At 42.6% G+C, this 21543-nt stretch carries 22 protein-coding genes and 1 other annotated feature; all 22 genes read left to right on the plus strand.

Annotated features, from left to right (window positions below; translation table 11 throughout):
- The first annotated feature begins 62 nt into the window (after positions 1 to 62).
- The 22 genes from RL70_RS02470 to RL70_RS02575 all read left to right on the plus strand — a co-directional run bounded on the left by RL70_RS02470 (position 63) and on the right by RL70_RS02575 (position 21289).
- Positions 63 to 1958, plus strand: coding sequence for a stage V sporulation protein D (locus RL70_RS02470; RefSeq protein ID WP_039041994.1), 1896 nt, complete (start codon positions 63 to 65; stop codon positions 1956 to 1958).
- Positions 1959 to 2015: 57 nt separating this feature from the next.
- Entirely contained in the window at positions 2016 to 2987 is a 972-nt protein-coding gene (gene mraY / locus RL70_RS02475) for a phospho-N-acetylmuramoyl-pentapeptide-transferase (RefSeq protein ID WP_025785145.1), read from the plus strand.
- Positions 2988 to 4343 (plus strand): UDP-N-acetylmuramoyl-L-alanine--D-glutamate ligase, encoded by a 1356-nt coding sequence (gene murD / locus RL70_RS02480; RefSeq protein ID WP_039041856.1) that lies wholly within the window; start codon positions 2988 to 2990, stop codon positions 4341 to 4343.
- Positions 4344 to 4421: 78 nt separating this feature from the next.
- The gene (gene ftsW, locus RL70_RS02485; RefSeq protein WP_231567218.1) at positions 4422 to 5474 is read left to right on the plus strand and encodes a putative lipid II flippase FtsW; all 1053 of its coding nucleotides are present in this window, start codon (positions 4422 to 4424) and stop codon (positions 5472 to 5474) included.
- Positions 5475 to 5494: 20 nt separating this feature from the next.
- Positions 5495 to 6310: a cell division protein FtsQ/DivIB gene (locus RL70_RS02490; RefSeq protein WP_039041858.1), complete on the plus strand. Its 816-nt coding sequence runs from the start codon at positions 5495 to 5497 to the stop codon at positions 6308 to 6310.
- Entirely contained in the window at positions 6255 to 7016 is a 762-nt protein-coding gene (locus RL70_RS02495) for a DUF881 domain-containing protein (protein ID WP_039041859.1), read from the plus strand. The genes RL70_RS02490 and RL70_RS02495 overlap by 56 nt, the downstream gene beginning before the upstream one ends.
- A gap of 29 nt (positions 7017 to 7045) precedes the next feature.
- A complete protein-coding gene (locus RL70_RS02500; protein ID WP_039041860.1) occupies positions 7046 to 7759 on the plus strand; it encodes a DUF881 domain-containing protein in 714 nt (237 codons plus the stop codon).
- A gap of 2 nt (positions 7760 to 7761) precedes the next feature.
- The gene (locus RL70_RS02505) at positions 7762 to 8133 is read left to right on the plus strand and encodes a small basic family protein (protein ID WP_025785139.1); all 372 of its coding nucleotides are present in this window, start codon (positions 7762 to 7764) and stop codon (positions 8131 to 8133) included.
- Between the two features lie 91 nt (positions 8134 to 8224).
- Positions 8225 to 9502 (plus strand): cell division protein FtsA, encoded by a 1278-nt coding sequence (ftsA, locus tag RL70_RS02510; RefSeq protein ID WP_039041861.1) that lies wholly within the window; start codon positions 8225 to 8227, stop codon positions 9500 to 9502.
- A gap of 44 nt (positions 9503 to 9546) precedes the next feature.
- On the plus strand, positions 9547 to 10725 hold the full coding sequence (gene ftsZ, locus RL70_RS02515; RefSeq protein WP_039041862.1) for a cell division protein FtsZ: 1179 nt from the start codon (positions 9547 to 9549) through the stop codon (positions 10723 to 10725).
- A 150-nt stretch (positions 10726 to 10875) separates the two neighbouring features.
- The gene (locus RL70_RS17185; RefSeq protein WP_052245737.1) at positions 10876 to 11736 is read left to right on the plus strand and encodes a sigma-E processing peptidase SpoIIGA; all 861 of its coding nucleotides are present in this window, start codon (positions 10876 to 10878) and stop codon (positions 11734 to 11736) included.
- Positions 11726 to 12436, plus strand: coding sequence for an RNA polymerase sporulation sigma factor SigE (sigE, locus tag RL70_RS02525; RefSeq protein ID WP_025785135.1), 711 nt, complete (start codon positions 11726 to 11728; stop codon positions 12434 to 12436). Before RL70_RS17185 ends, sigE begins: the two co-directional genes overlap by 11 nt.
- 93 nt (positions 12437 to 12529) lie before the next feature.
- Complete coding sequence (sigG, locus tag RL70_RS02530) at positions 12530 to 13315, plus strand: RNA polymerase sporulation sigma factor SigG (protein WP_039041863.1); 786 nt, start codon at positions 12530 to 12532, stop codon at positions 13313 to 13315.
- A gap of 78 nt (positions 13316 to 13393) precedes the next feature.
- The gene (locus RL70_RS02535) at positions 13394 to 13639 is read left to right on the plus strand and encodes a PRC-barrel domain-containing protein (protein ID WP_039041864.1); all 246 of its coding nucleotides are present in this window, start codon (positions 13394 to 13396) and stop codon (positions 13637 to 13639) included.
- Between the two features lie 68 nt (positions 13640 to 13707).
- Complete coding sequence (locus tag RL70_RS02540) at positions 13708 to 14400, plus strand: YggS family pyridoxal phosphate-dependent enzyme (RefSeq protein ID WP_039041865.1); 693 nt, start codon at positions 13708 to 13710, stop codon at positions 14398 to 14400.
- Complete coding sequence (locus RL70_RS02545) at positions 14397 to 14873, plus strand: cell division protein SepF (RefSeq protein ID WP_039041866.1); 477 nt, start codon at positions 14397 to 14399, stop codon at positions 14871 to 14873. Before RL70_RS02540 ends, RL70_RS02545 begins: the two co-directional genes overlap by 4 nt.
- Before the next feature lie 19 nt (positions 14874 to 14892).
- A complete protein-coding gene (locus tag RL70_RS02550) occupies positions 14893 to 15177 on the plus strand; it encodes a YggT family protein (protein ID WP_039041867.1) in 285 nt (94 codons plus the stop codon).
- 75 nt (positions 15178 to 15252) lie between these two features.
- Complete coding sequence (locus RL70_RS02555; protein ID WP_039041868.1) at positions 15253 to 16029, plus strand: RNA-binding protein; 777 nt, start codon at positions 15253 to 15255, stop codon at positions 16027 to 16029.
- Between the two features lie 88 nt (positions 16030 to 16117).
- Positions 16118 to 16624 carry a DivIVA domain-containing protein gene (locus tag RL70_RS02560; protein ID WP_025785128.1) on the plus strand — a complete coding sequence of 169 codons (507 nt, stop codon included), beginning with the start codon at positions 16118 to 16120 and terminating at the stop codon, positions 16622 to 16624.
- 52 nt (positions 16625 to 16676) lie between these two features.
- Positions 16677 to 16893: a binding site (T-box leader), on the plus strand.
- A gap of 114 nt (positions 16894 to 17007) precedes the next feature.
- Positions 17008 to 19764 (plus strand): isoleucine--tRNA ligase, encoded by a 2757-nt coding sequence (gene ileS, locus RL70_RS02565; RefSeq protein ID WP_039041869.1) that lies wholly within the window; start codon positions 17008 to 17010, stop codon positions 19762 to 19764.
- Positions 19765 to 19895: 131 nt separating this feature from the next.
- Entirely contained in the window at positions 19896 to 20375 is a 480-nt protein-coding gene (gene lspA, locus RL70_RS02570; protein ID WP_039041870.1) for a signal peptidase II, read from the plus strand.
- Positions 20375 to 21289, plus strand: coding sequence for an RluA family pseudouridine synthase (locus RL70_RS02575; RefSeq protein WP_039041871.1), 915 nt, complete (start codon positions 20375 to 20377; stop codon positions 21287 to 21289). Before lspA ends, RL70_RS02575 begins: the two co-directional genes overlap by 1 nt.
- Positions 21290 to 21543 lie beyond the last annotated feature (254 nt).

A 21543-nucleotide genomic window follows, 5' to 3' on the forward strand; every position in this document is an offset into this window, starting at 1 on the left:
TACACTCTCATAAATTAGCAATAAAACGAGAGGTGTGAAGCTCTTTGAAAGAAATAATCGGAATGCGGTCTAAAAAGAGACTGCGAGCCGTGTTTGTTATTTTTTTACTCCTACTGGGAGCAACTGTCGGGAAATTATTTCATGCACAAATCATTAAACATGAATGGCTAAAAGAGCGCGCGCAAGCAAACTGGGATCGAGAAATTCCTTTTGGCGGGGTGAGAGGAGAGATTGTGGATCGAAATGGCAAATTGATTGTCGGGAACCAACTTGCCCCTACGCTTTACTTCATGCCTGCTCAAAACCCTGATCCTGAAGATGCGGCAGCGAAACTTGCTCCCATCCTCCAAGTCGATCAGGCGAAGTTAGCCGAGAAAATGAGTAAAAAAGATTATATGGTTAAATTGGCACCAGAAGGAAAAAACATTGCGAAAGCTCAAGCTGATGAGATTTCTGCGTTGAAAATCCCTGGTCTCTACACTGGTGTAGATTTCATGCGCAGCTATCCAAATGGCGAACTACTTTCACGTCTTCTAGGATTTACAGGTTATGATGGTCAAGGTCTTGCTGGTATTGAATATGCATACAACGAATTTCTGAACGGAACAGGGGACAGAATTCGAATGTATACTGATGCAAGAGGAGTGCCACTCCCCCATGTAGATGATGACTTCAAGGACGGAAAAGAGGGCTCATCCGTAGTTTTGACAATTGATGCCGAGATACAAAAAATTGTTGAACGAGAACTCTCACAAGCTATGGAAAAGTATGATGCCGCTCAAGCACTTGCGATTGTGATGAACCCTAAAACAGGGGAGCTTCTGTCTTTAGCGTCGGCACCAACATTCGATCCAGCAAACTATCAGGAAGCTGATCCTAATATTTACAACCGAAACTTACCGGTTTGGATGACGTTTGAACCGGGTTCCACATTTAAGATTATGACATTAGCGGCAGGACTGGAAGAAAAAGTTATTGACTTAGACCATGAAACCTTCAATGATCCAGGGTATACTATGGTAGGTGGAGCTCGCTTGCGTTGCTGGAAGCGGGAAGGTCATGGCCATCAATCATTTCTGGAAGTCGTTGAAAACTCATGTAACCCGGGCTTCATTGAAATTGGACGACGTCTAGGAGAAGAGAAACTTTCTTCTTATATTCGTGATTTTGGATTTGGTGAATCGACAGAATCGGGTATTGCAGGTGAAGCAAAAGGAATTTTATTTGCTAAAGATGCGTTTGGACCTGTTGAGCAAGCAACCACTTCTTTTGGTCAAGGTATAGCGGTAACTCCAATTCAACAAGTGCAGGCTGTAGCAGCAGCGGTTAACGGTGGATTGCTGTACAAACCATATATCGTCAAGGAAATTATTGGACCTGATGGTAAAGCATCTCAATCGTACGTACCTGAGATGAAGCGCCGTGTTATTAGTGAAGAGACTTCTGCTGAAGTTAGAAGAGCATTGGAATCTGTTGTTGCCAATGGTTCAGGACGTAATGCGTTTGTCGATGAAATTAGAGTCGGTGGGAAAACGGGGACTGCGCAAAAAGTTCAAGATGGAAAGTATAAAGAAGGAGACTACATTGTCTCATTCATTGGGGTTGCACCTTCAAATGATCCTGAATTAGTCGTCTATGTAGCAATTGATAATCCTAAAAACTCAGTTCAGTTCGGAGGAGTCATTGCAGCTCCGATTGTCGGAAGAATCATTGAAGAAATTGCGCCGTTGGCAGGTGTCAAACCACAAAAAGATCAGTTGGAAAAAGAATATCGTTGGGGCGATCCCATTACGCAGCAAATTCCAGATCTTCGAGGATTGACTAAAGACGAAGTTGCAAAACAGCAATATACGCTTAAAATTGAATGGCATGGAAATGGTAAGAAAGTTAATAAGCAGTTACCTGTACCAGGAACAGAAGTGAATGAAGGAGATGTAATTCACGTTTATACAGAGTAATTGTGCAAACATGACTGAACCAACAACTTGTTTGGGAACACAGAAGGAGAACTAGACATGACGCTCGTCACAACAATCACGGCTATTGCCGTAACATTTGGGCTTACAGCTCTACTGGGTTATGCGATCATTCCACTGCTAAGACGGATGAAATTCGGTCAAAGCATTCGTGAAGAAGGTCCTCAAGCCCATTTGAAAAAAGCAGGGACACCTACAATGGGCGGTCTGATTTTTCTTGTCGCGATTCTTATCGCAACGCCTATTTTGTCTTACATAAATGGCGTACTCACTACGCAGACAATTGTTCTATTGCTTGTATTGGTAGGATTTGGAGTCATCGGGTTTATAGATGACTTCATTATCGTGGTAATGAAACGAAATCTTGGTCTGACATCACTACAAAAACTGATTGGTCAAATCATTATTGCGATATTTGCATTTTTCCTATTGAAATTAGGACCTTTTGATACAGTGATCTCGATTCCCTTTACAGGATTTGAAATCGATATGGGAATCTTTTATGTCGTATTCCTGATTTTCTGGCTCGTTGGATTTTCAAATGCTGTGAATCTTACAGATGGATTGGATGGCCTTGTTTCAGGTACGTCATCGATTGCATTTTCTGCTTTCGGAATTCTAGCAGTTTCCTATAATCAGCAAGATATCGCAATGTTTTCATTTGTCGTATCTGGAGCCATGCTTGGTTTCCTATTGTTTAACATGAAACCAGCGCGAGTGTTTATGGGAGATACAGGCTCACTAGCACTTGGTGGAGCACTGGCAATGATTTCAATGCTCATTAAGCAAGAGTTCTTGTTGCTCATTATCGGGATTGTATATGTAATTGAAACATTATCCGTGATTATTCAAGTGATTAGTTTTAAAACGACAGGCAAACGGGTATTCAAGATGAGTCCGATTCATCATCATTTTGAACTTTCTGGATGGTCTGAATGGAAAGTGGTTCTTGTCTTTTGGGGAATTGCATTTCTTGCTGCAATCGTACCTGTACTTATGGAGGTGATGTAAATGCACAACGCAGCACAGTTTTTAGGGAAAAAAGCACTCGTGCTAGGATTGGCGAAAAGTGGTCATGCAGCTGCCTCGTTGCTTGCAACTTGCGGGGCATCTGTTACGTTAAATGACTCGGCACCGGATAATGGAAACCCACTTGCTGAAGAGTTACGGGTACAAGGAGTCCATGTGATTTGTGGTGGACATCCAGAAGATATCTTAGATGCTGGATTTGACTTCATCGTTAAAAATCCTGGTATTCCTTATACCAATCCTGTTATTTTACAGGCTGAGCAACTCGGAATTCCGATTTGGACAGAGATTGAACTTGCTTATCTAATTAGCGAAGCACCGTTTATTGGAATTACAGGTTCAAACGGAAAAACTACGACGACGACACTGCTTTATCACATGTTGAATATCGGGGATAGACACCCTCTAATAGCAGGTAATATTGGAACGGTAGCCAGCACAGTTGCTTCAACAGCAACTGCTGATGAAGTCATTGTTTTAGAAGCATCTTCGTTCCAATTGATGGGCGTTGATGAGTTCCGTCCGCATATCGCAATTTGGACAAATTTGTACGAGGCGCATTTGGACTATCACGGTAGTGCAACAGCGTATGCTGAAGCGAAAGCTCAAATCACAAAAAACCAAACAGCAACTGATTTCCTAATATATAACGCAGACCAACCAGTAATTAAGCGATTCATAGAAAACTCAAAAGCCACTCTGGTTCCTTTTACAACAAGAGGAAGATGCTCTGAAGGAATTTCAGCAGACGGTGAGTCGATATACTGGCTTGGTGAACCGATTATCTCAAGGAAAAAAATTACGTTACCTGGAGCGCACAACTTAGAAAATATTTTGTCTGCTACTGCTGCTGCATTGTTGTATGGCTGTGAACGAAGTGCGATAGAAAGTGTACTCAGTTCGTTTACAGGTGTTAGGCACCGCATGCAATTTGTAACGGAATATGATGGACGGAAATTTTATAATGATTCAAAGGCGACAAATACGCTGGCAACCAAAAGTGCGTTATCTTCATTTGAAACACCGACAATTCTAATCGCTGGCGGTTTGGATCGAGGACATTCGTTTGAGGAATTACGCTCCCATATGACCAATGTCAAAGCGCTTATTGGAATTGGTGAAACGGGTGATCGACTCTTACAGTTCGCTGAGTCATGCGGCGTAGGAATTGTTCATGAGGCAGGAACTCTTCGTGAAGCGATACTGGTAGCCTACGCCGCTTCTGATATAGGAGACACAGTTCTACTATCACCAGCTTGTGCGAGCTGGGATCAGTATCCTAACTTTGAAGCAAGAGGCGATGAATTTATCGAAGCTGTTCAAAAACTAAAAGCATGAACTATCAGTATTCGTTAATTCTTTAAATCTAACAGCGAAAGGATGCATCCACTGCTTTCAAAGTATAGAATGCTCTTTATGTTTTCAGCGGTAGCTCTCACGATAATCGGTGTGCTCTTCGTCCACTCAGCCGCAGCTTATTGGGGAGAAATCCGCTATGCTGATGCCGCTCCATTTGCCCTCAAACAACTTATTTACATAGGTGTATCCATTACCATTGCCTATTTGATGATGCGAAGCCCGCTCTTATCGACGGAGAGGTTTTGGACGTTATTTTATGTTGTAGCTGTCGTGTTATTAACGTTAGTGCTCATTCCGGGAATTGGCGCAGTTAGAAATGGTTCTCAAAGTTGGATTGCATTTGGTCCGATCAGTTTGCAACCTGCAGAGTTTGTGAAAGTGGCTTTGATTGGGAAGCTTGCTATGAGTATGAAGACTAAATCGGGCCAGAAAGTTTGGGATTGGCGTCATTTCGCATTGATCTTATTACCCTTTGCGTTAATTATGATGCAACCTGACTTGGGTTCAGCCGTCATAATGATCGTTTCAGCTTTTGTCGTATTGTTTGTTGCAGGGTATCCTCTCACTTTCTTTTCTTTGTTAGGTGTAACTGGTGTTGGAGCGTTCGCTGCGTTAATAGCAGCAGCACCTTACCGTTTAGCCCGCATTAAATCCTACATCGATCCATGGAGTGACCCGCTAGGTAAAGGCTTCCAAGGTATCCAATCGCTTTTTGCAATTGCGCCTGGAGGATTGCTGGGACATGGATTTGGAAATAGTAGACAAAAATATTTGTACTTACCTGAGCCTCAAAATGATTTTATCTTTTCGATTATTGCAGAAGAGACTGGCTTTATAGGTGCAACCGTTGTTTTATTATTGTTTGTCTGTTTACTTATAGGTGCATTCGGGGTCGCTATTAGAACTTCTGGATGGAAAGAATGTCTTGTTGTATCTGGCATGGCATCCATCATTATCTTCCAGACATTCTTGAATGTTGGTGTTGTTTCTGGCCTGCTTCCAGTAACAGGTGTTACTTTACCATTCATCAGTTACGGTGGATCTTCGATGCTGACGACATGGCTTGCCGTAGGTACGATTTTACATTTTTCTAGACAAAAGAAAGATTGAGTGAAAAGGAGGGGGAGGAAATGGAGAAGGTTATCGATATTGAAGAACGGATTCCGTCTATGCGCAAAAAGCGTCGTAAAAAGACGAATAGGAAGTTTGTAATCATTTTACTCTTATTTGTCACCATCCTCCTCGTCCTCCTTTACTTTCAATCGCAGGCGAGTAAAATCGATGCTGTCGTTCTAGAAGGCTCCGTGCTTCATGATAAGAATTTCTATTTAGAACAAGCTGGGATCTCTTCAGGTGACTCTATATGGGGATTTGGTATTGAGGATGCAACCAAACGTCTTCGTGCCGTAGAAGGTGTACAAGAGGCTACTGTTTCTCGAAAATGGTTTCGTGATGTACACATTACGGTAAAGGAATGGAGCCCGATAGCGTGGATGGATAGAAAAGGACAATACGAGCTTCTTCTTGAAAACGGAGATGTTTTCACGCCTGTTGAAAAACCTTTAGTGGACATTCCGATTGTGGATGGATTTGAAGACGAAGATGTGCGAAAACTTCTAGCCTCACAGCTTATGGAATTGGACGAGTCAGTTTACCAACTCGTTTCTGAAATTGTGGAGCAGGAAGATTCAAAGGGTGACAGCGTGATTTTGTATATGGATGATGGATATGAAGTTCACGCTTTACTCGGAACGCTATCGGAGAAGCTATCTTATTATCCTGAAATTGTGAATCAGCTGAATGGTTCAGAAAAAGGCGTGATTGACGTGGAAGTAGGAACGTATTTCACTCCGTATAGTAAATTGTATGGAAGTGAAGAAGGTAAAGTGGATGAAGAAAATGCGGACGAAGAAAAAGGTGATGACAGTGAGTCTGAAGACGAGTGATCGAAAAAAAAGGAATAACCGTATTTCTTATGCCCTCGTATTTTTAGTGCTTGGTTTCATTTTATCCTTTTCCTATCGTACGCTCGGTCCAGGGTCTGAAACACAGCAACTTCGCTCTCAAATCGATTCGAAAGAAGAGGGATTTCGAGAGGAATTAATCGAACAAAAAGAACGTAACAAGCAGCTAACTGATGAAATTTCATCAAAACAAAAGACGATTGCAGAAGTTGAACAAACTTTAAGTGACACGGAAGAAAATCATGATTTGCTCGTCAAAGAAGCAAAAAGTCTCCGGTTACTACTTGGAGTTGTTCCAGCAAGCGGACAAGGGGTTCGAGTGGAACTGGCTGATGGAGATTACGATCCGGCTGAACAAAATCCGAATGAATATATTGTCCATGAGAGCCAAGTTCTATTAGTAGTCAACGAACTCAAAATTGCAGGAGCTCAAGCGCTTTCGATTAATGGTCAACGTTTGAATGCGAACTCCAGTATAAAATGTACGGGGCCCGTCATTACAATTGATGGACAAACCTATCCTGCTCCTTTCGTGGTTGAAGCGATAGGGGATTCCAATGCGCTTAACTCGTCGCTGATGCTAAAAGGAGGCGTAATGGATAGTTTGTTATCAGATAACATTGAGATGAAAATCGAAAAACGAAAAGAGATTCTCATGCCTGCACTACGGGATGATATACAAGGATAATTCGATCCGACGAGGGAGGATGAGTGTGTATGAAGCGTAAATGGATGTTCACTTTCATCCTGCTCATTGTCGGTTTTATGGTTGCGGTACAGTACAATACTGTTCAGCAGCCGGAAGAGCGAGATACGCGGGACTTGTGGGCAATCAGAAACGAGTTAGCAAAGGAACGGAAACTCCATTCAGAATTATTGACTGAAGTTCGTGAACTGGATAAAACAATTGGGAAGTACAATGCATCCGAAGGAGCAAGTGCAGGTAAAGCATTAGCCGATACGGTTCATGATTTATACGGACAAGCAGGAATGATAGACCAAACGGGTGCGGGCATTGTAATAGATGTCGTCCCTTCTGAAGAAAGTATTGCATTCGGTACCCCACTTCACGAAGTGAGTCCTGAATTATTGACGCGCTTTGTCAATGAAGTGAATCGTTTTAAAGGGATTGACATGGAGATAGATGGAAAACGTGTGACGGGGTTAAGTGCCATCCGGGACATAAATGGTGAGACAACAGTGAATGGATTGGCTGTGTCGTTACCTCCATTTCAAATAAAAATCCTTTCTGCAGATATGGAGAGTAGTGAAAAGTTATATAACTTTTTACAATCCTCATCCATTCTCGATGACTTCTACTTAGATGATTTTGTGTTAGAGGTTGGACAACCTCAATCTGAAGTAACGATAAATGGTCGAATCGATAAATTTGAGAATCACTTTCTCAAAGAACTGCCAAAGGGGGGCTGACAATGTGGTTACCAATATTGGGGTTAATACTTGGGGTATCGCTAGGATTTCTCTCAGATATCCAGATTCCACAAGAATACGGTAATTATTTGTCAATTGCCGTATTGGCAGCACTCGATACCTTGCTTGGAGGCATCCGAGCTCACTTGCAAAGGGTGTATGATGATCAAGTATTCATCACAGGATTTTTCTTCAATATATTACTGGCTGCAGGACTCGCATTCCTTGGCGTACACTTAGGTGTGGATCTTTATTTAGCTGCTATATTTGCATTTGGAGTCCGGTTATTCCAGAATTTAGCCGTTATTCGACGGGTATTACTCACTAAATGGTCAGAGTATCGAAAAGTTTCTACGACAAATACTTCAAAATGAGAGGATTTCGAGAGGGGATGGCGAAAATATTTAGACAATGCAGTAAGAATACAATAGAATGGAAGAAGAGTCACAATGGGAGGTGCCAAAGATGAGTCAGTCAAATATGTATGTATCACTCGACATCGGGTCCTCCACTATCAAAGTCCTAATCGGCGAGGTGGATGGCGGGTCCCTACATGTGATCGGGGTAGGCAATGTTCAATCTGCCGGTATTCGTAAAGGATCCATTGTGGACATTGACGCAACAGTACAATCTATCCGTAAAGCAGTAGAACAAGCAGAACGGATGACAGGATTACAAGTTAAAGAGGTTGTTCTTGGAATCCCATCAAATGGTGTTACTCTTCAAGACGTAAAAGGTGTCGTCGCTGTAAACTCTGTGAACCGTGAAATTACTGACGACGATTTAGACCGAGTCATGGAGTCTGCACAAGTAATGTCTGTTGCACCTGAACGAGAAATTGTAAATATCATTCCGAAGCAATTCATCGTGGATGATTATGATGAGATAAAAGATCCTAGAGGGATGATCGGTGTACGTCTAGAAATGGACGGTACAATGATTACCACATCGAAAACACTAGTGCACAATATCCTTCGTTGTGTAGAACGCGCTGGGCTGTCCATTCGTGAAATCTATTTACAGCCGCTCGCTTCCGGGACGTTCGCGTTAACAGAAGATGAAATGAATCATGGAACGGCGTTCATCGATATCGGTGGCGGTTCAACGACAGTTTCCGTGTTCTGGGAAAATCGATTCGCCGCGACGACAGTATTACCTGTCGGTGGGGATCATATTACGAAAGATCTCTCGATTATTCTCAAAACGCCGACTGAACAAGCAAGAAAAATCAAGCACCAATATGGTCATGCATTTTACGATGATGCATCTGATGACGAGCTATTTGAAGTTCCGGTAATTGGTGCAGATACAAAAGATCAGTATAGCCAAAAATACATATCGGAGATTATCGGTGTAAGACTCGAGGAACTCTTTGAGCTTGTCCTTGAAGAGTTGTATCGCTTGGGTATCAGGGATCTTCCGGGTGGTGTTGTGTTGACTGGTGGCACGACCAAAATGGATGGCATTTTGCAACTGGCACGTCATGTACTCAACACGCGCGTCCGAATCCATACACCAGAATATATCGGTGTACGTGAGCCGATGTACTCAACAGCTGTTGGCCTAATTCGTTATGCGAGTATGGAGGATACATTCTTTGGAGAAGGTCACTCTGAACCAATGGGACAAGCGTATGATGAAACAGCTGCTGCACCTGCTGCAAGAAGGAGTCACGAACCGAAACAAGAAAAAGATTCATTACTTGGTAAAACAAAACGCTTTTTCGACAGCTTTTTTGAATAAATTCGAGTTCCAAATGAGACGTTGAATGATTAGGAGGAGAAGAGATGCTAGAGTTTGATACGAATATTGAAGCGCTTGCAGTCATCAAAGTAATCGGTGTTGGTGGCGGCGGTAATAACGCAGTAAATAGAATGATTGATCATGGAGTACAAGGTGTAGAGTTCATAGCGGTGAACACGGATGCACAAGCACTTAACTTATCCCAAGCCGAAGTGAAACTTCAAATTGGTGGGAAATTGACACGTGGTTTAGGAGCTGGAGCTAACCCAGAGGTCGGTAAGAAGGCTGCAGAAGAAAGCCGTGAACAATTGGAAGAGGCGCTTCGAGGCGCTGATATGGTATTTGTCACTGCAGGTATGGGGGGCGGTACTGGTACTGGAGCAGCTCCTGTCATTGCTCAAATCGCCAAAGATCTTGGAGCGTTGACAGTTGGTGTTGTGACTCGTCCATTCACATTTGAAGGACGTAAACGTTCGACACAAGCAATCGGCGGAATTACAGCAATGAAAGAATCTGTCGATACACTTATCGTCATTCCAAATGATAAATTGCTTGAAATTGTAGACAAAAACACACCAATGCTTGAAGCATTCCGCGAAGCGGATAATGTCCTTCGTCAAGGTGTTCAAGGTATTTCAGATTTGATCGCTGTACCTGGATTGATTAACTTGGACTTTGCCGATGTGAAGACGATCATGTCCAATAAGGGATCAGCGTTAATGGGAATCGGGATGTCCACTGGTGAAAACCGTGCATCTGAAGCAGCTAAAAAAGCCATTTCGAGTCCTTTGCTTGAAACATCGATCGACGGAGCAAAAGGTGTGTTAATGAACATTACCGGTGGTTCTAACTTAAGCCTATTCGAAGTACAAGAAGCTGCCGATATTGTCGCTTCTGCATCCGATGAAGATGTGAATATGATCTTCGGTTCTGTCATTAACGATGACTTGAAAGATGAAATCATCGTGACAGTCATTGCGACTGGTTTCACAGATGAGCAAATCACTCAAGTTCGAGGAACACGAGCAGCTGGATATGGCGGAATTCGTCAACGTGAGACGCAAGCACCACAAAGTAATCCGACTCCAAACAATCAAATTCGTCATGAAGAGCAGCCGCATCAGCAACCGGTTCATCAAGAACCTGTGCGCAGTCAGCAACAGACCCAACAAGACGATGGCTTAGATATTCCTACGTTTTTGCGTAATCGTCGTCGCAAATAATTAAAATGTACAAACCTCCGGCAATTGAGTCGGAGGTTTTTTGTGTTTTTCTTTCGAACAATCTGTCGAACTTTTCTTTCACTTAGGTACCGTAAAGTGACAAAACTCGTATTGGAAAAATGGTAGTCTTGCAAACAAGGAGGACAGCCTATGTATGGGGAAGTCATGATCGGCATAAATATGGTCTTCAATTATACAGTTCTGTCATTTGCGAATGCGACGGGAAATACAAAAATCAGCAGAAAACGATTAGCGTTAGCAGCCTTTGCAGGAGCAATCCCAGCCGTTGCTTTCCCTGGTTCCATCATTGCTTCGTTTTCTGCGTTTGCAATCATGACAGGCTGTGCATTCGGTTTTTCTGCGCGACTCTGGAAATCATCAGTGGGTTTAGTGCTAATCGGTGCATTTTTAGCAGGAGGGTTGCTATCGGCACTTCCATTTAGCCATTGGGGGCAAGATTTTCAATATCGATTGATTATCTATGTAGCTCTTGCCTATTGCTGTCTTCAAATTGTAAAAGTTAAATGGCTTGATGTTCGTAAAATTAGCCGATTTTCAGAGTTTGCTTGTAGTTCGCACTTACATCTTTTCGGCTCCTCTATACCTCTTCATGTATTCATCGATACAGGCAATAGTTGTACAGAGCCATTATCCAATGATGCTGTCCATTTTGTCTCATTACGGGCTCTAAAACCAATTATTCCAGATGAATTCCTTGAGAGTTTACAGCAAATTGGAAATGCACAAGGCGTTATTCCGGATATCACCCAATTTCCTGAACAATACAGGAAGGATTTACGTCTTATTCGAATTCAAACTGTCGAAGGAGCGAATTGGGCGGTAGGAATTAGATTTGACGATTGGGAACTGGAAGGAAATCGTCTACTTGAAAAAGGTTATATTGTTTTAACGGCTGACGATGCACGTTATCCACACAATGCATCTGCAATCTTGCATGTATCTGCCTTGGAAACTAGAGAAGAAGAAAGGGGAATGCTTCATGCTACATGAATTGAAAAAATGGCTATCCGTTCTTGCAGGAATATTTAAAAAGAAAAATGGGACTTACTATATTGGGGGGCATGAATCGTTACCGAAACCTCTGACTAGAGAAGAAGAAGCGGAAACTATTGCTGCATATATGGCAGGTGACCAACAAGCTAGAGATCGGCTTATAGAGAAGAATTTGCGTCTAGTCGTTTACATTGCTCGCCGCTTCGATAATACGAATACGCATATTGAAGATTTAATCAGCATTGGGGCAATAGGACTTATTAAAGCAATTGAAACATTCAAAAGTGATAAAAATATTAAGTTGGCAACGTACGCATCGCGTTGTATTGAAAACGAAATCTTGATGCATCTACGGAAAACCAATCGTACACGTTCTGAGATTTCTTTTGACGAACCACTGAATTCTGATGCAGATGGGAACGAGCTATTGCTGTCCGACATTTTAGGGACTGATGAAGATATTATTACAGATGATGTTGAAAAGAAAATCGAACGTCAGCATATGATAGATGCCGTAACGACTCTTAGTGATCGAGAGCGTCATATTATGGAATGTAGATTCGGGTTAACAGGAAAGATTGAGATGACCCAAAAGGAAGTTGCGGATTTACTCGGCATTTCACAATCTTATATTTCCCGTTTAGAGAAAAAGATCATATCGGAACTTCGAGAGCAATTGAATCATCCAATCGCATAATGGTTGAAATTGGCGTTACCGAAAACCGCATAGAACTCCACTCAGAGGATAAGCTATCTCGTACAGTCATCTACAGAATACGGAGGAATTCAGATGGTACGTACAAGAGTGGAAATTTGCGGTATCGATACATCTACTTTGCCGCTTCTGACGAGTGATGTCATGAAAGAGACATTCATCCGGTTGCAAAGTGGGGATGAATCAGCTAGAGACGAACTCGTAACAGCGAATTTGCGCCTCGTCCTAAGCCTTGTGCAACGATTTGCCTATCGTGGAGAACAAGCAGATGATTTGTTTCAAGTAGGGTGTGTGGGACTGCTTAAGTCGATTGACAACTTTGATTTAAAACACAATGTCCGATTTTCGACATATGCAGTTCCGATGATTGTCGGAGAAATCAAGCGACATTTGAGAGATCATCATTCCGTTCGTGTGTCACGCTCGCTCCGAGATATTGCATATAAAGCAATCCGTGCAAAAGAGGAATTCATCAATGAACACCAAAAGGAACCAAGAATATCAGACTTAGCTAAAATGACGGACATTCCAGAAGAGGATATCTTATTTGCACTCGATGCGATTCAAGATCCTATGTCCCTCCATGAACCGATGAATGGTGAAGGAGGAGACCCTGTGTATATGATGGATCAGCTGCATGACAAAACTGTATCGGAAGAGCGCTGGTCAACTTATGTGTCGATGAAGGAAACTATGACGGGACTGGATGATCGTCAGCAACTGATTTTGTCGAAGCGGTTTTATCTCGGACAAACACAGACTGAAATAGCCCGAGAGCTAGGAATTTCACAGGCTCAAATATCTCGATTGGAGAAGCAAGCAATCGCTCAAATTCGTGAAGGAATGGAACAAAGTAATTAATATAGGACGCAATGCGATTACCGCATTGCGTTTTTTTTGTGCGCCTATCTGCATAGAATATGGAAAAGGGGGATTTCTATGCGCTTTTCAGAATTTCAAAAAAAAGAAGTGATTGATATGCAACGCGGGAAATTTCTTGGATTCATTCAAGATGCGGCGATCGATATAACGAAAGGGAAAATTGATACGCTTCATATCGGTGATACGGAACGGTCTTTGTTTATGGAAATGCGTGTGAAAGACCAAAAGCAGTTTGGTTACGATGAAGTTGTGACAATTGGAAAGGATATTGTACTAATTAAAAAGAAAGAGCCTAAAAAGTGACTAATCGTTGATAACTAAGTGGCCGCTTGATACAATAGAACAAAGTATCGAGAAAAGTAGTGATCAAGATGAAACCATTACAGCAACGGATAAATACCATCGAAGAAACAATCTGTCAGGCGTGTGAGCGTGTTGGTAGAACTCGTGATGAAGTTACGGTTATTGCAGTCACAAAACAAGTGTCTGAAGAACGTACACAGAACGTATTGGACGAAGGGATCATCCATTTAGGTGAGAACCGACCTGAAGGGCTTCTTAATAAGCAACATGCGATTCCTCAAGGGGCTGTTTGGCATTTCATCGGAAGTGTGCAAAGTCGTAAAGTGAAAGAAATTATTGAGCGCATTGATTATCTGCATTCATTGGATCGATTGAGCTTAGCAAAAGAAATTCAGAAACGTGCTGTTGAACCAGTTGACTGTTTCGTACAAGTTAACGTTTCTTTTGAAGATTCTAAATCGGGATTGTCGCCAGCTGAGACACTAGGATTTATTGAGGCATTGAAAGATTATGACAAAATAAGAGTGATTGGTCTTATGACTATGGCTCCATTGACTGAAGATCAAGATACAATCCGAAAAGTTTTTAGAGGCTTGCGTGAACTGCGAGATGAACTTGCGGCTAAAAAGATGCAACACGCACCGTTAACCAAATTATCCATGGGGATGTCGAATGATTACAGTATTGCAATCGAAGAGGGCGCAACCCATGTGCGAATCGGGACTGCACTCGTCGGTTCAGAGAGCGAGGGAGACGAATGAGTATTAAAAACAAATTCGAAAAATGGTTTTACCTTGACGAAGAAGAGGCAGCGGCGCAAGAAACAGCGGCAAAGCAACAAGTTGCTCCGACACAACCAGAGAGGAAGCCAAGTAAACAATCCTCGATGAAAAATGCTCCCTTGCCAAAACAAAATCGCAAAGAACCTCAGACAGCCGGGAACATTGTGAGCCTGCAAAGCGTCCAAAAGTCGTCAAAGGTTATTTTAGTGGAACCTCGTGTCTATGCTGAAGCTCAAGATATATCAGAACATCTGACTAACAAACGTGCAGTTATTGTTAATTTACAACGTATTGATCGCGAACAAGGAATACGGATCGTAGATTTCCTGAGTGGTGCGGTTTATGCATTAAATGGAGACATTCAACGAATCGGCACAGATATTTTCCTTTGCGTTCCGGAAAACGTAGAAGTGAATGGTTCAATCTCCGACTATTTGAACGAAAGAAACTAAATGAGGTGTACCGACAGTAATGGCACAATTATTAATCCAGCTTTATAATGTAATTACGTATGCACTTTCCATTTATTCTATTTTGCTCGTCATCTATATCTTGATGTCGTGGGTACCGGCTTCCAGAGAAACTAAGTTCGGTAGAATTCTTGAAAAGATTACAGAACCATATTTAGGATTTTTCCGAAACTTCATTCCACCTCTTGGAATGATTGATATTTCCCCTATTGTTGCTTTGATTGCTTTGCGGCTAATCGGCGAAGGATTAGCACCGGTATTTAATTTCCTTTTACGTATGCTTTAATGTTCTGAACTGAACAATCATTTCGTTGAACCAATCCTCACGCTGTGGGGATTTTTCTATAAGGAGACCAGTACAATGGATGGCATCTTACAACACTTTAGAAAAGAAGAGCAGCCTTTTATAGAAATGGTGATGGACTGGGCGAGAGAGGTCGAGGATTTATACTCACCTAAATTGACCGATTTTCTTGATCCGCGTCAGCGTTTTATTGTGGAATCCGTCGTTAAGGGAAGCGGCTTGCTTGTTGCTGAAGATGGAGGTTTTGTTGGAGCTGAGCGAAAAAGGATGCTCATCTATCCTGATTATTATGAACCTACGCGCCAAGATTTCCAAATATCTGTATTCGACGTTCGTTACGCTTCCAAGTTCTTGACGTTAGAACATCCTGAGATTCTTGGTGCGTTAATGGGACTTGGTTTGGACCGGGCAAAATTTGGCGACATTCGTTTAAAAGACGAAGATGTGCAACTCGCGACTGTAATGGAGCTGAGTACGTACCTCACTGCTAATTTTACTTCAGCTGGCAAAGCAAAGATTCATCTTACAGAGTTGTCAGATCATGAAGGTTGGATTGCGCTTGAAGAAGCTTGGACCGAAGAAACGCAAGTCATTAGTTCTCTTCGACTAGATACGGTCATTGCTTCATTATTAAATGTTGCAAGGCAGAAATCTTCGACGTACATTCATGGAGGTAAAGTAAAAGTGAATTGGCGTGTGGTGGATCAGCCATCGTTTGAGTTAAATGAATCTGATGTGCTTTCAATTAGAGGGTATGGTAGATATAAAGTAATCGCGATTGAAGGTAGGACTAAGAAGGATAAAATCCGATTGGTTACTGGGAAGTTGGAATGATTTTTATGGACAGACTTTAGAAAAAGTCTATTTTCTGTTATAGTCAACGATATAACGAATAACGAACATCAAAAGGGGAGAGACTCGCATGGCGCTTACACCAATTGATATACATAATAAAACATTCGGAAGCAGATGGCGTGGCTACGATGAAGATGAAGTGAACGAATTCCTCGAGCAACTCATGAAAGATTATGAAAACTTGCTTGATGAAAACAGAGAATTGACACGTAAACTGAAAGAAACAGAAGAACAAGTGGCGCATTTCAATGCAATCGAAGAAACATTACAAAAATCAATCATGATAGCTCAAGAAGCAGCAGAGGATGTTCGTAGGAATTCTACACAAGAATCCAAGCTCATCATTAAAGAAGCTGAAAAGAATGCGGATCGCATTGTTAACGAAGCGCTATCTCGCTCACGTGAAATTTCAATGGAGATCGAAGATTTGAAAAAACAATCTAAAGTATTCCGCAACCGTTTCCGTATGCTAATTGAAGCGCAGCTGGATTTAGTGAAGATGGACGATTGGGATACACTTCTCGATTATGAACAGAACACGAAACAACTGGAAGCAGCTGCTGATCAGGAGTAACATCCACTTGACTTAAAGGCCAGTTCGCCCCTATAATATGGTTCATATTGAATGACAGGCATTGAAAGAGACAGTACTTTCCAAGTAGGCTGTATGTAGCGAGTTGGGGATAGTGGGAGCCCGATTGCAGGTTGGAAAGGAAGATCACTCTGGAGCCGGATTGCAGCAGCAATCCCGGAGCACACCCCGTTACGGTGTTCGAGAGGTAGCCGTGATTTCTATACGGCTGCAACTAGGGTGGTATCGCGAGCACAGTCCTCGTCCCTTTTATGGGGACGGGGTTTTTTGATGTTTTATTTTTATTCAAAGAAATCTTAGTATCAACACTGTAACGAAACGGAACACCATCATTATTGAGCTGTTATTTCAAAGGAGGAATTGGAATGGATTATAAAGACACGTTACTTATGCCGAAAACTGACTTTCCTATGAGAGGCGGTTTACCGACGAAAGAACCGCAAATGCAAGAACAGTGGGAAAAGGACAATATGTATGCAAAAGTTCAGGAACGAACAAAGGGAAAACCGACGTTCATTCTACATGACGGACCTCCATATGCTAACGGTGACCTCCACATGGGTCACGCGCTTAACAAAGTGCTCAAAGACATCATCGTACGTCATAAATCTATGACAGGCTTCCATGCACCATACGTTCCAGGCTGGGACACACATGGTCTGCCAATCGAACAAGCACTTGTGAACAAAGGTGTAAAGCGTAAAGAGCACAGCATTGCGGAGTTCCGTGAAATGTGTAAAGACTATGCTCTCACTCAAATCGACAACCAGCGTACTCAGTTTAAACGTCTAGGTGTTCGAGGCGATTGGGATAACCCTTATATCACACTAAAACCTGAATTTGAATCGCGTCAAATTAAAGTATTCGGTGACATGGCGAAAAAGGGATATATCTATAAAGGATTAAAGCCAGTTTACTGGTCACCATCCTCTGAAACAGCATTGGCTGAAGCAGAAATTGAGTATCAAGACAAAAAGTCACCATCTATCTATGTTAGCTTCCCAGTTCGTGATGGCCAAGGTGTATTAGAGTCAGACGTCAATATCTTGATCTGGACAACAACGCCTTGGACAATTCCAGCAAACTTAGGAATTTCCGTACACCCAGACTTTGTTTACACAATTGCAGAAGCAAACGGTAAAAAGTTCCTTGTTGCAAAAGACTTAGTTGAGGGTCTAGCTACTGAACTCGGATGGGAAAACTACACGACTGCAGGTGAATTCAAAGGTCGCGAACTTGAGCGTATCACTGCAAGTCACCCAATTTATGATCGTGAATCACTCGTAATGCTTGGCGAACACGTTACTGCTGATGCAGGTACTGGTTGTGTTCATACAGCACCAGGACACGGTGAAGACGACTTCTACGTAGCGAAACAATATGGTCTCGGCGTCTTATCCCCTATCAACGACCGTGGTGTGATGACTGAAGAAGCACCATTGTTTGAAGGATTATTTTATGAAGATGCTAACAAAGCCGTGACTGAGAAGTTGAAAGAAGTAGGAGCACTTGAAAAGCTTTCGTTCTTCACTCACTCATATCCGCATGACTGGCGTACGAAAAAGCCGGTTATTTACCGTGCAACTGCGCAATGGTTTGCATCAATTGAGACATTCCGTGACGATCTTCTTGAAGCAATCCGTAAAACGAACTTCACGCCAACTTGGGGTGAAACTCGTCTCTACAATATGGTCCGTGACCGTGGTGACTGGTGTATTTCACGTCAACGCGTATGGGGTGTTCCGATTCCTGTGTTTTATGCAGAAGATGGCGAACCAATCATCACAGATGAAACAATCGATCATATTTCAGCATTGTTCCGTGAACACGGTTCAAACATCTGGTTTGAGTGGGACACGAAAGATTTACTTCCAAAAGACTTCTCACATAAAGGAAGCCCGAATGGTACATTTACGAAAGAAACGGATATTATGGACGTGTGGTTCGACTCCGGTTCGACACATCAAGGAGTTCTTGAGGAGCGCGAGGATCTCTCTTACCCAGCAGATCTCTATCTCGAAGGATCTGACCAATATCGTGGATGGTTCAACTCATCATTGACGACAAGTGTGGCGATTAACGGAATTGCACCATATAAAGGCTTGCTGAGCCACGGATTCACATTAGACGGTGAAGGGCGCAAGATGAGTAAATCGATCGGTAATGTTATCCTTCCTTCTAAAGTAACTAACCAATTCGGAGCCGATATTTTACGTCTCTGGGTATCTTCAGTCGATTACACAGCAGATGTCCGTGTTTCCGATTCAAACTTTAAGCAAGTTTCTGAAGTGTATCGTAAAATCCGTAACACAGTCCGTTTCCTTCACGGGAATACTTCTGATTTCACACCAGGAACAGATACGGTTGCTTTTGAAGAGTTACGCCCGGTAGATCAGTATGTGTATGTAAAGCTTCAAGATTTGATTCGTGACGTGAGAACGGCTTACGAGCAATATGAATTTGCGAATGTCTACCATGCCATCAATTCATTCTGTACAGGTACATTGAGCTCCTTCTATCTTGATATCGCGAAAGATGTTGTCTACATCGAAGCTGTCGATCATCCACACCGTCGTGCGATGCAAACAGTTATGTATGATGCACTTCTAGCACTATTGAAGCTAGTTGCACCAATCTTGCCACACACAGCGGACGAAATGTGGGCATACTTGGAGCACGAAACGGCAGAGAGCATTCAACTTACGGATATGCCGGAAGCAAAAGAGCTTGAATCGACAGAGCTCCGTACTCAGTTCGATCAGTTGATGCTTGTACGTGACGATGTGTTGAAAGCGCTGGAAGAAGCACGCAATAACAAGACAATCGGTAAATCATTGGAAGCTCATGTCACTGTAGCTGTCCGTGATGAGCTTGCTCCACTATTTGCAACAGAACAAATCGACTTTGCTCAATTCTTCATTGTATCGAAATTCAGCGCTGTTGCTGCATCTGAGATGCCGGATATCGCAGTTTCGCTTGCGACGGGTCAAGTAGCTGTTGACAAAGCATCTGGAGAAAAGTGTGAACGTTGCTGGACAATTTCGGAGACGGTCGGTTCAAACGCTGATTATCCTGAGTTGTGTCAGCGTTGCGCAGACGTTGTTGCGCATCATTATGCTTAATTGTTAAAAAGGCGCTGCAATCCGTCTATCGGGTCTTGCAGCGTTTTTTTCTTTCATACCTGTTAGAGTTGCGCGTGTAGGGTTAGGGTATGATAAACTATACAAGATACTGCAGGATGGAGGGAACCGGGTTGTTCATTTATTATGGTATTGCTGCGCTTGTCATTTTGGTCGATCAGCTGACAAAATGGTTGGTTGCTACAAATATGGAAATCGGCGAACGAATTCCTTTAATAGAACCTTATCTAGGCTTGCTGTCTCATCGAAATCGTGGTGCGGCATGGGGCATGTTAGAAGGTCAAATGTGGTTATTTGCAATTGTTACGATTGTCGTCGTTATCGGCATCGTTTACTATTTTCAAAAAGAAGGAAAGAACGAACCGTTGTTTGCATGGAGTTTAATGTTATTGCTTGGTGGCGCTGTAGGTAACTTTATTGACCGCATGGTGCGAGGCGAAGTGGTGGACTTTGTCAACGTCCTCATCCCGGTCATCAACTACGATTTCCCGATATTTAACGTAGCAGATGCAGCCTTGACATGCGGTGTCGTACTCGTGATCATTCATTTAATCTTAGATGAAAAAAAGAATAAGAAAGATAAGGTGGCATAATGGAACAGTTTCAATATGTAATTGAAGAACAGACAGCAGGAGAACGGATTGACAAAGCGCTTGCATCTGTAAATGCAGACTGGTCCCGGACTCTTATTCAGCAATGGGTAAAAGACGGAATTGTCTTAGTGAATGGTGTTGCGGTGAAATCGAATTATAAGGTGAAGTCTGGAGATTCACTTACAGTCGATGAACCGGAACCGGAAGAACTCAATATGCCTGCTGAAGATCTAAATCTTGAGATTGTCTATGAGGACAGTGATGTGCTAGTTGTGAACAAGAGAAGTGGAATGGTAGTCCATCCGGCTCCTGGACATACGACAGGAACACTTGTGAACGGGCTTATGCACCATTGCACAGACTTGTCAGGCATCAATGGCATCATGAGACCGGGTATTGTGCACCGTATCGATAAAGATACGTCAGGATTACTCATGGTTGCTAAAAATGATAAAGCGCATACGTCACTCGTTAATCAGCTTGTGGAGAAATCCGTGACACGCGTTTATACAGCACTCGTTCATGGCCATATTCCTCACGATAACGGTACAATCGATGCGCCTATCGGAAGAAACCAGAAAGATCGCCAAAGCATGTCAGTCGAGAACAATGGCAAACATGCTGTTACTCACTTTAAAGTGCTGGAGCGATTCGGGGAATTTACACTCGTGGAGTGCCGCTTGGAAACAGGTAGAACCCATCAGATTCGTGTCCATATGAAATATATCGGTCACCCACTTGCAGGAGATCCGAAATACGGTCCGAAAAGAACCATCGATTTTGATGGTCAAGTTCTTCATGCAGGAACACTAGGATTTGTACATCCAGTGACGGAAGAGTATATGGAATTTAAAGCGCCACTGCCAGACGACTTCGAACAGTTGCTGAGTGAAATGAAATCCAAAAAAGGTTGACGGATAGAATTTCAAGCTGTATGCTTGTTGTAGAAACTTCATAGCGAACCTTTAACGCCAATCCAGAGAGGTTGGGAAGGATGCACGTTGTTCAGAGTCACGCTTGCGAGCGCAGACTGCTGGATTGTATTCACGCACGCAAACCTTCCTGCCCGAAAGACGGCCGGAAGGTTTTTTGTATGGAACGCTTTTTGGAAGAAAATATTTGTAGTTAAAGGGAATACCATGTATTAAGCATTATTCAAAAGCTGAAG

The sequence above is a fragment of the Sporosarcina sp. ZBG7A genome (genome assembly GCF_000813425.1).
In the GTDB taxonomy this organism is placed as follows: domain Bacteria; phylum Bacillota; class Bacilli; order Bacillales_A; family Planococcaceae; genus Sporosarcina.

What these genes read in the sequence shown, in the direction of transcription:
- RL70_RS02470 (WP_039041994.1), top strand. Translation starts at nt 63, where the DNA reads ATGCGGTCTAAAAAGAGACTGCGAGCCGTGTTTGTTATTTTTTTACTC.
- mraY (WP_025785145.1), top strand. Translation starts at nt 2,016, where the DNA reads ATGACGCTCGTCACAACAATCACGGCTATTGCCGTAACATTTGGGCTT.
- murD (WP_039041856.1), top strand. Translation starts at nt 2,988, where the DNA reads ATGCACAACGCAGCACAGTTTTTAGGGAAAAAAGCACTCGTGCTAGGA.
- ftsW (WP_231567218.1), top strand. Translation starts at nt 4,422, where the DNA reads ATGTTTTCAGCGGTAGCTCTCACGATAATCGGTGTGCTCTTCGTCCAC.
- RL70_RS02490 (WP_039041858.1), top strand. Translation starts at nt 5,495, where the DNA reads ATGGAGAAGGTTATCGATATTGAAGAACGGATTCCGTCTATGCGCAAA.
- RL70_RS02495 (WP_039041859.1), top strand. Translation starts at nt 6,255, where the DNA reads ATGAAGAAAATGCGGACGAAGAAAAAGGTGATGACAGTGAGTCTGAAG.
- RL70_RS02500 (WP_039041860.1), top strand. Translation starts at nt 7,046, where the DNA reads ATGAAGCGTAAATGGATGTTCACTTTCATCCTGCTCATTGTCGGTTTT.
- RL70_RS02505 (WP_025785139.1), top strand. Translation starts at nt 7,762, where the DNA reads ATGTGGTTACCAATATTGGGGTTAATACTTGGGGTATCGCTAGGATTT.
- ftsA (WP_039041861.1), top strand. Translation starts at nt 8,225, where the DNA reads ATGAGTCAGTCAAATATGTATGTATCACTCGACATCGGGTCCTCCACT.
- ftsZ (WP_039041862.1), top strand. Translation starts at nt 9,547, where the DNA reads ATGCTAGAGTTTGATACGAATATTGAAGCGCTTGCAGTCATCAAAGTA.
- RL70_RS17185 (WP_052245737.1), top strand. Translation starts at nt 10,876, where the DNA reads ATGTATGGGGAAGTCATGATCGGCATAAATATGGTCTTCAATTATACA.
- sigE (WP_025785135.1), top strand. Translation starts at nt 11,726, where the DNA reads ATGCTACATGAATTGAAAAAATGGCTATCCGTTCTTGCAGGAATATTT.
- sigG (WP_039041863.1), top strand. Translation starts at nt 12,530, where the DNA reads ATGGTACGTACAAGAGTGGAAATTTGCGGTATCGATACATCTACTTTG.
- RL70_RS02535 (WP_039041864.1), top strand. Translation starts at nt 13,394, where the DNA reads ATGCGCTTTTCAGAATTTCAAAAAAAAGAAGTGATTGATATGCAACGC.
- RL70_RS02540 (WP_039041865.1), top strand. Translation starts at nt 13,708, where the DNA reads ATGAAACCATTACAGCAACGGATAAATACCATCGAAGAAACAATCTGT.
- RL70_RS02545 (WP_039041866.1), top strand. Translation starts at nt 14,397, where the DNA reads ATGAGTATTAAAAACAAATTCGAAAAATGGTTTTACCTTGACGAAGAA.
- RL70_RS02550 (WP_039041867.1), top strand. Translation starts at nt 14,893, where the DNA reads ATGGCACAATTATTAATCCAGCTTTATAATGTAATTACGTATGCACTT.
- RL70_RS02555 (WP_039041868.1), top strand. Translation starts at nt 15,253, where the DNA reads ATGGATGGCATCTTACAACACTTTAGAAAAGAAGAGCAGCCTTTTATA.
- RL70_RS02560 (WP_025785128.1), top strand. Translation starts at nt 16,118, where the DNA reads ATGGCGCTTACACCAATTGATATACATAATAAAACATTCGGAAGCAGA.
- ileS (WP_039041869.1), top strand. Translation starts at nt 17,008, where the DNA reads ATGGATTATAAAGACACGTTACTTATGCCGAAAACTGACTTTCCTATG.
- RL70_RS02575 (WP_039041871.1), top strand. Translation starts at nt 20,375, where the DNA reads ATGGAACAGTTTCAATATGTAATTGAAGAACAGACAGCAGGAGAACGG.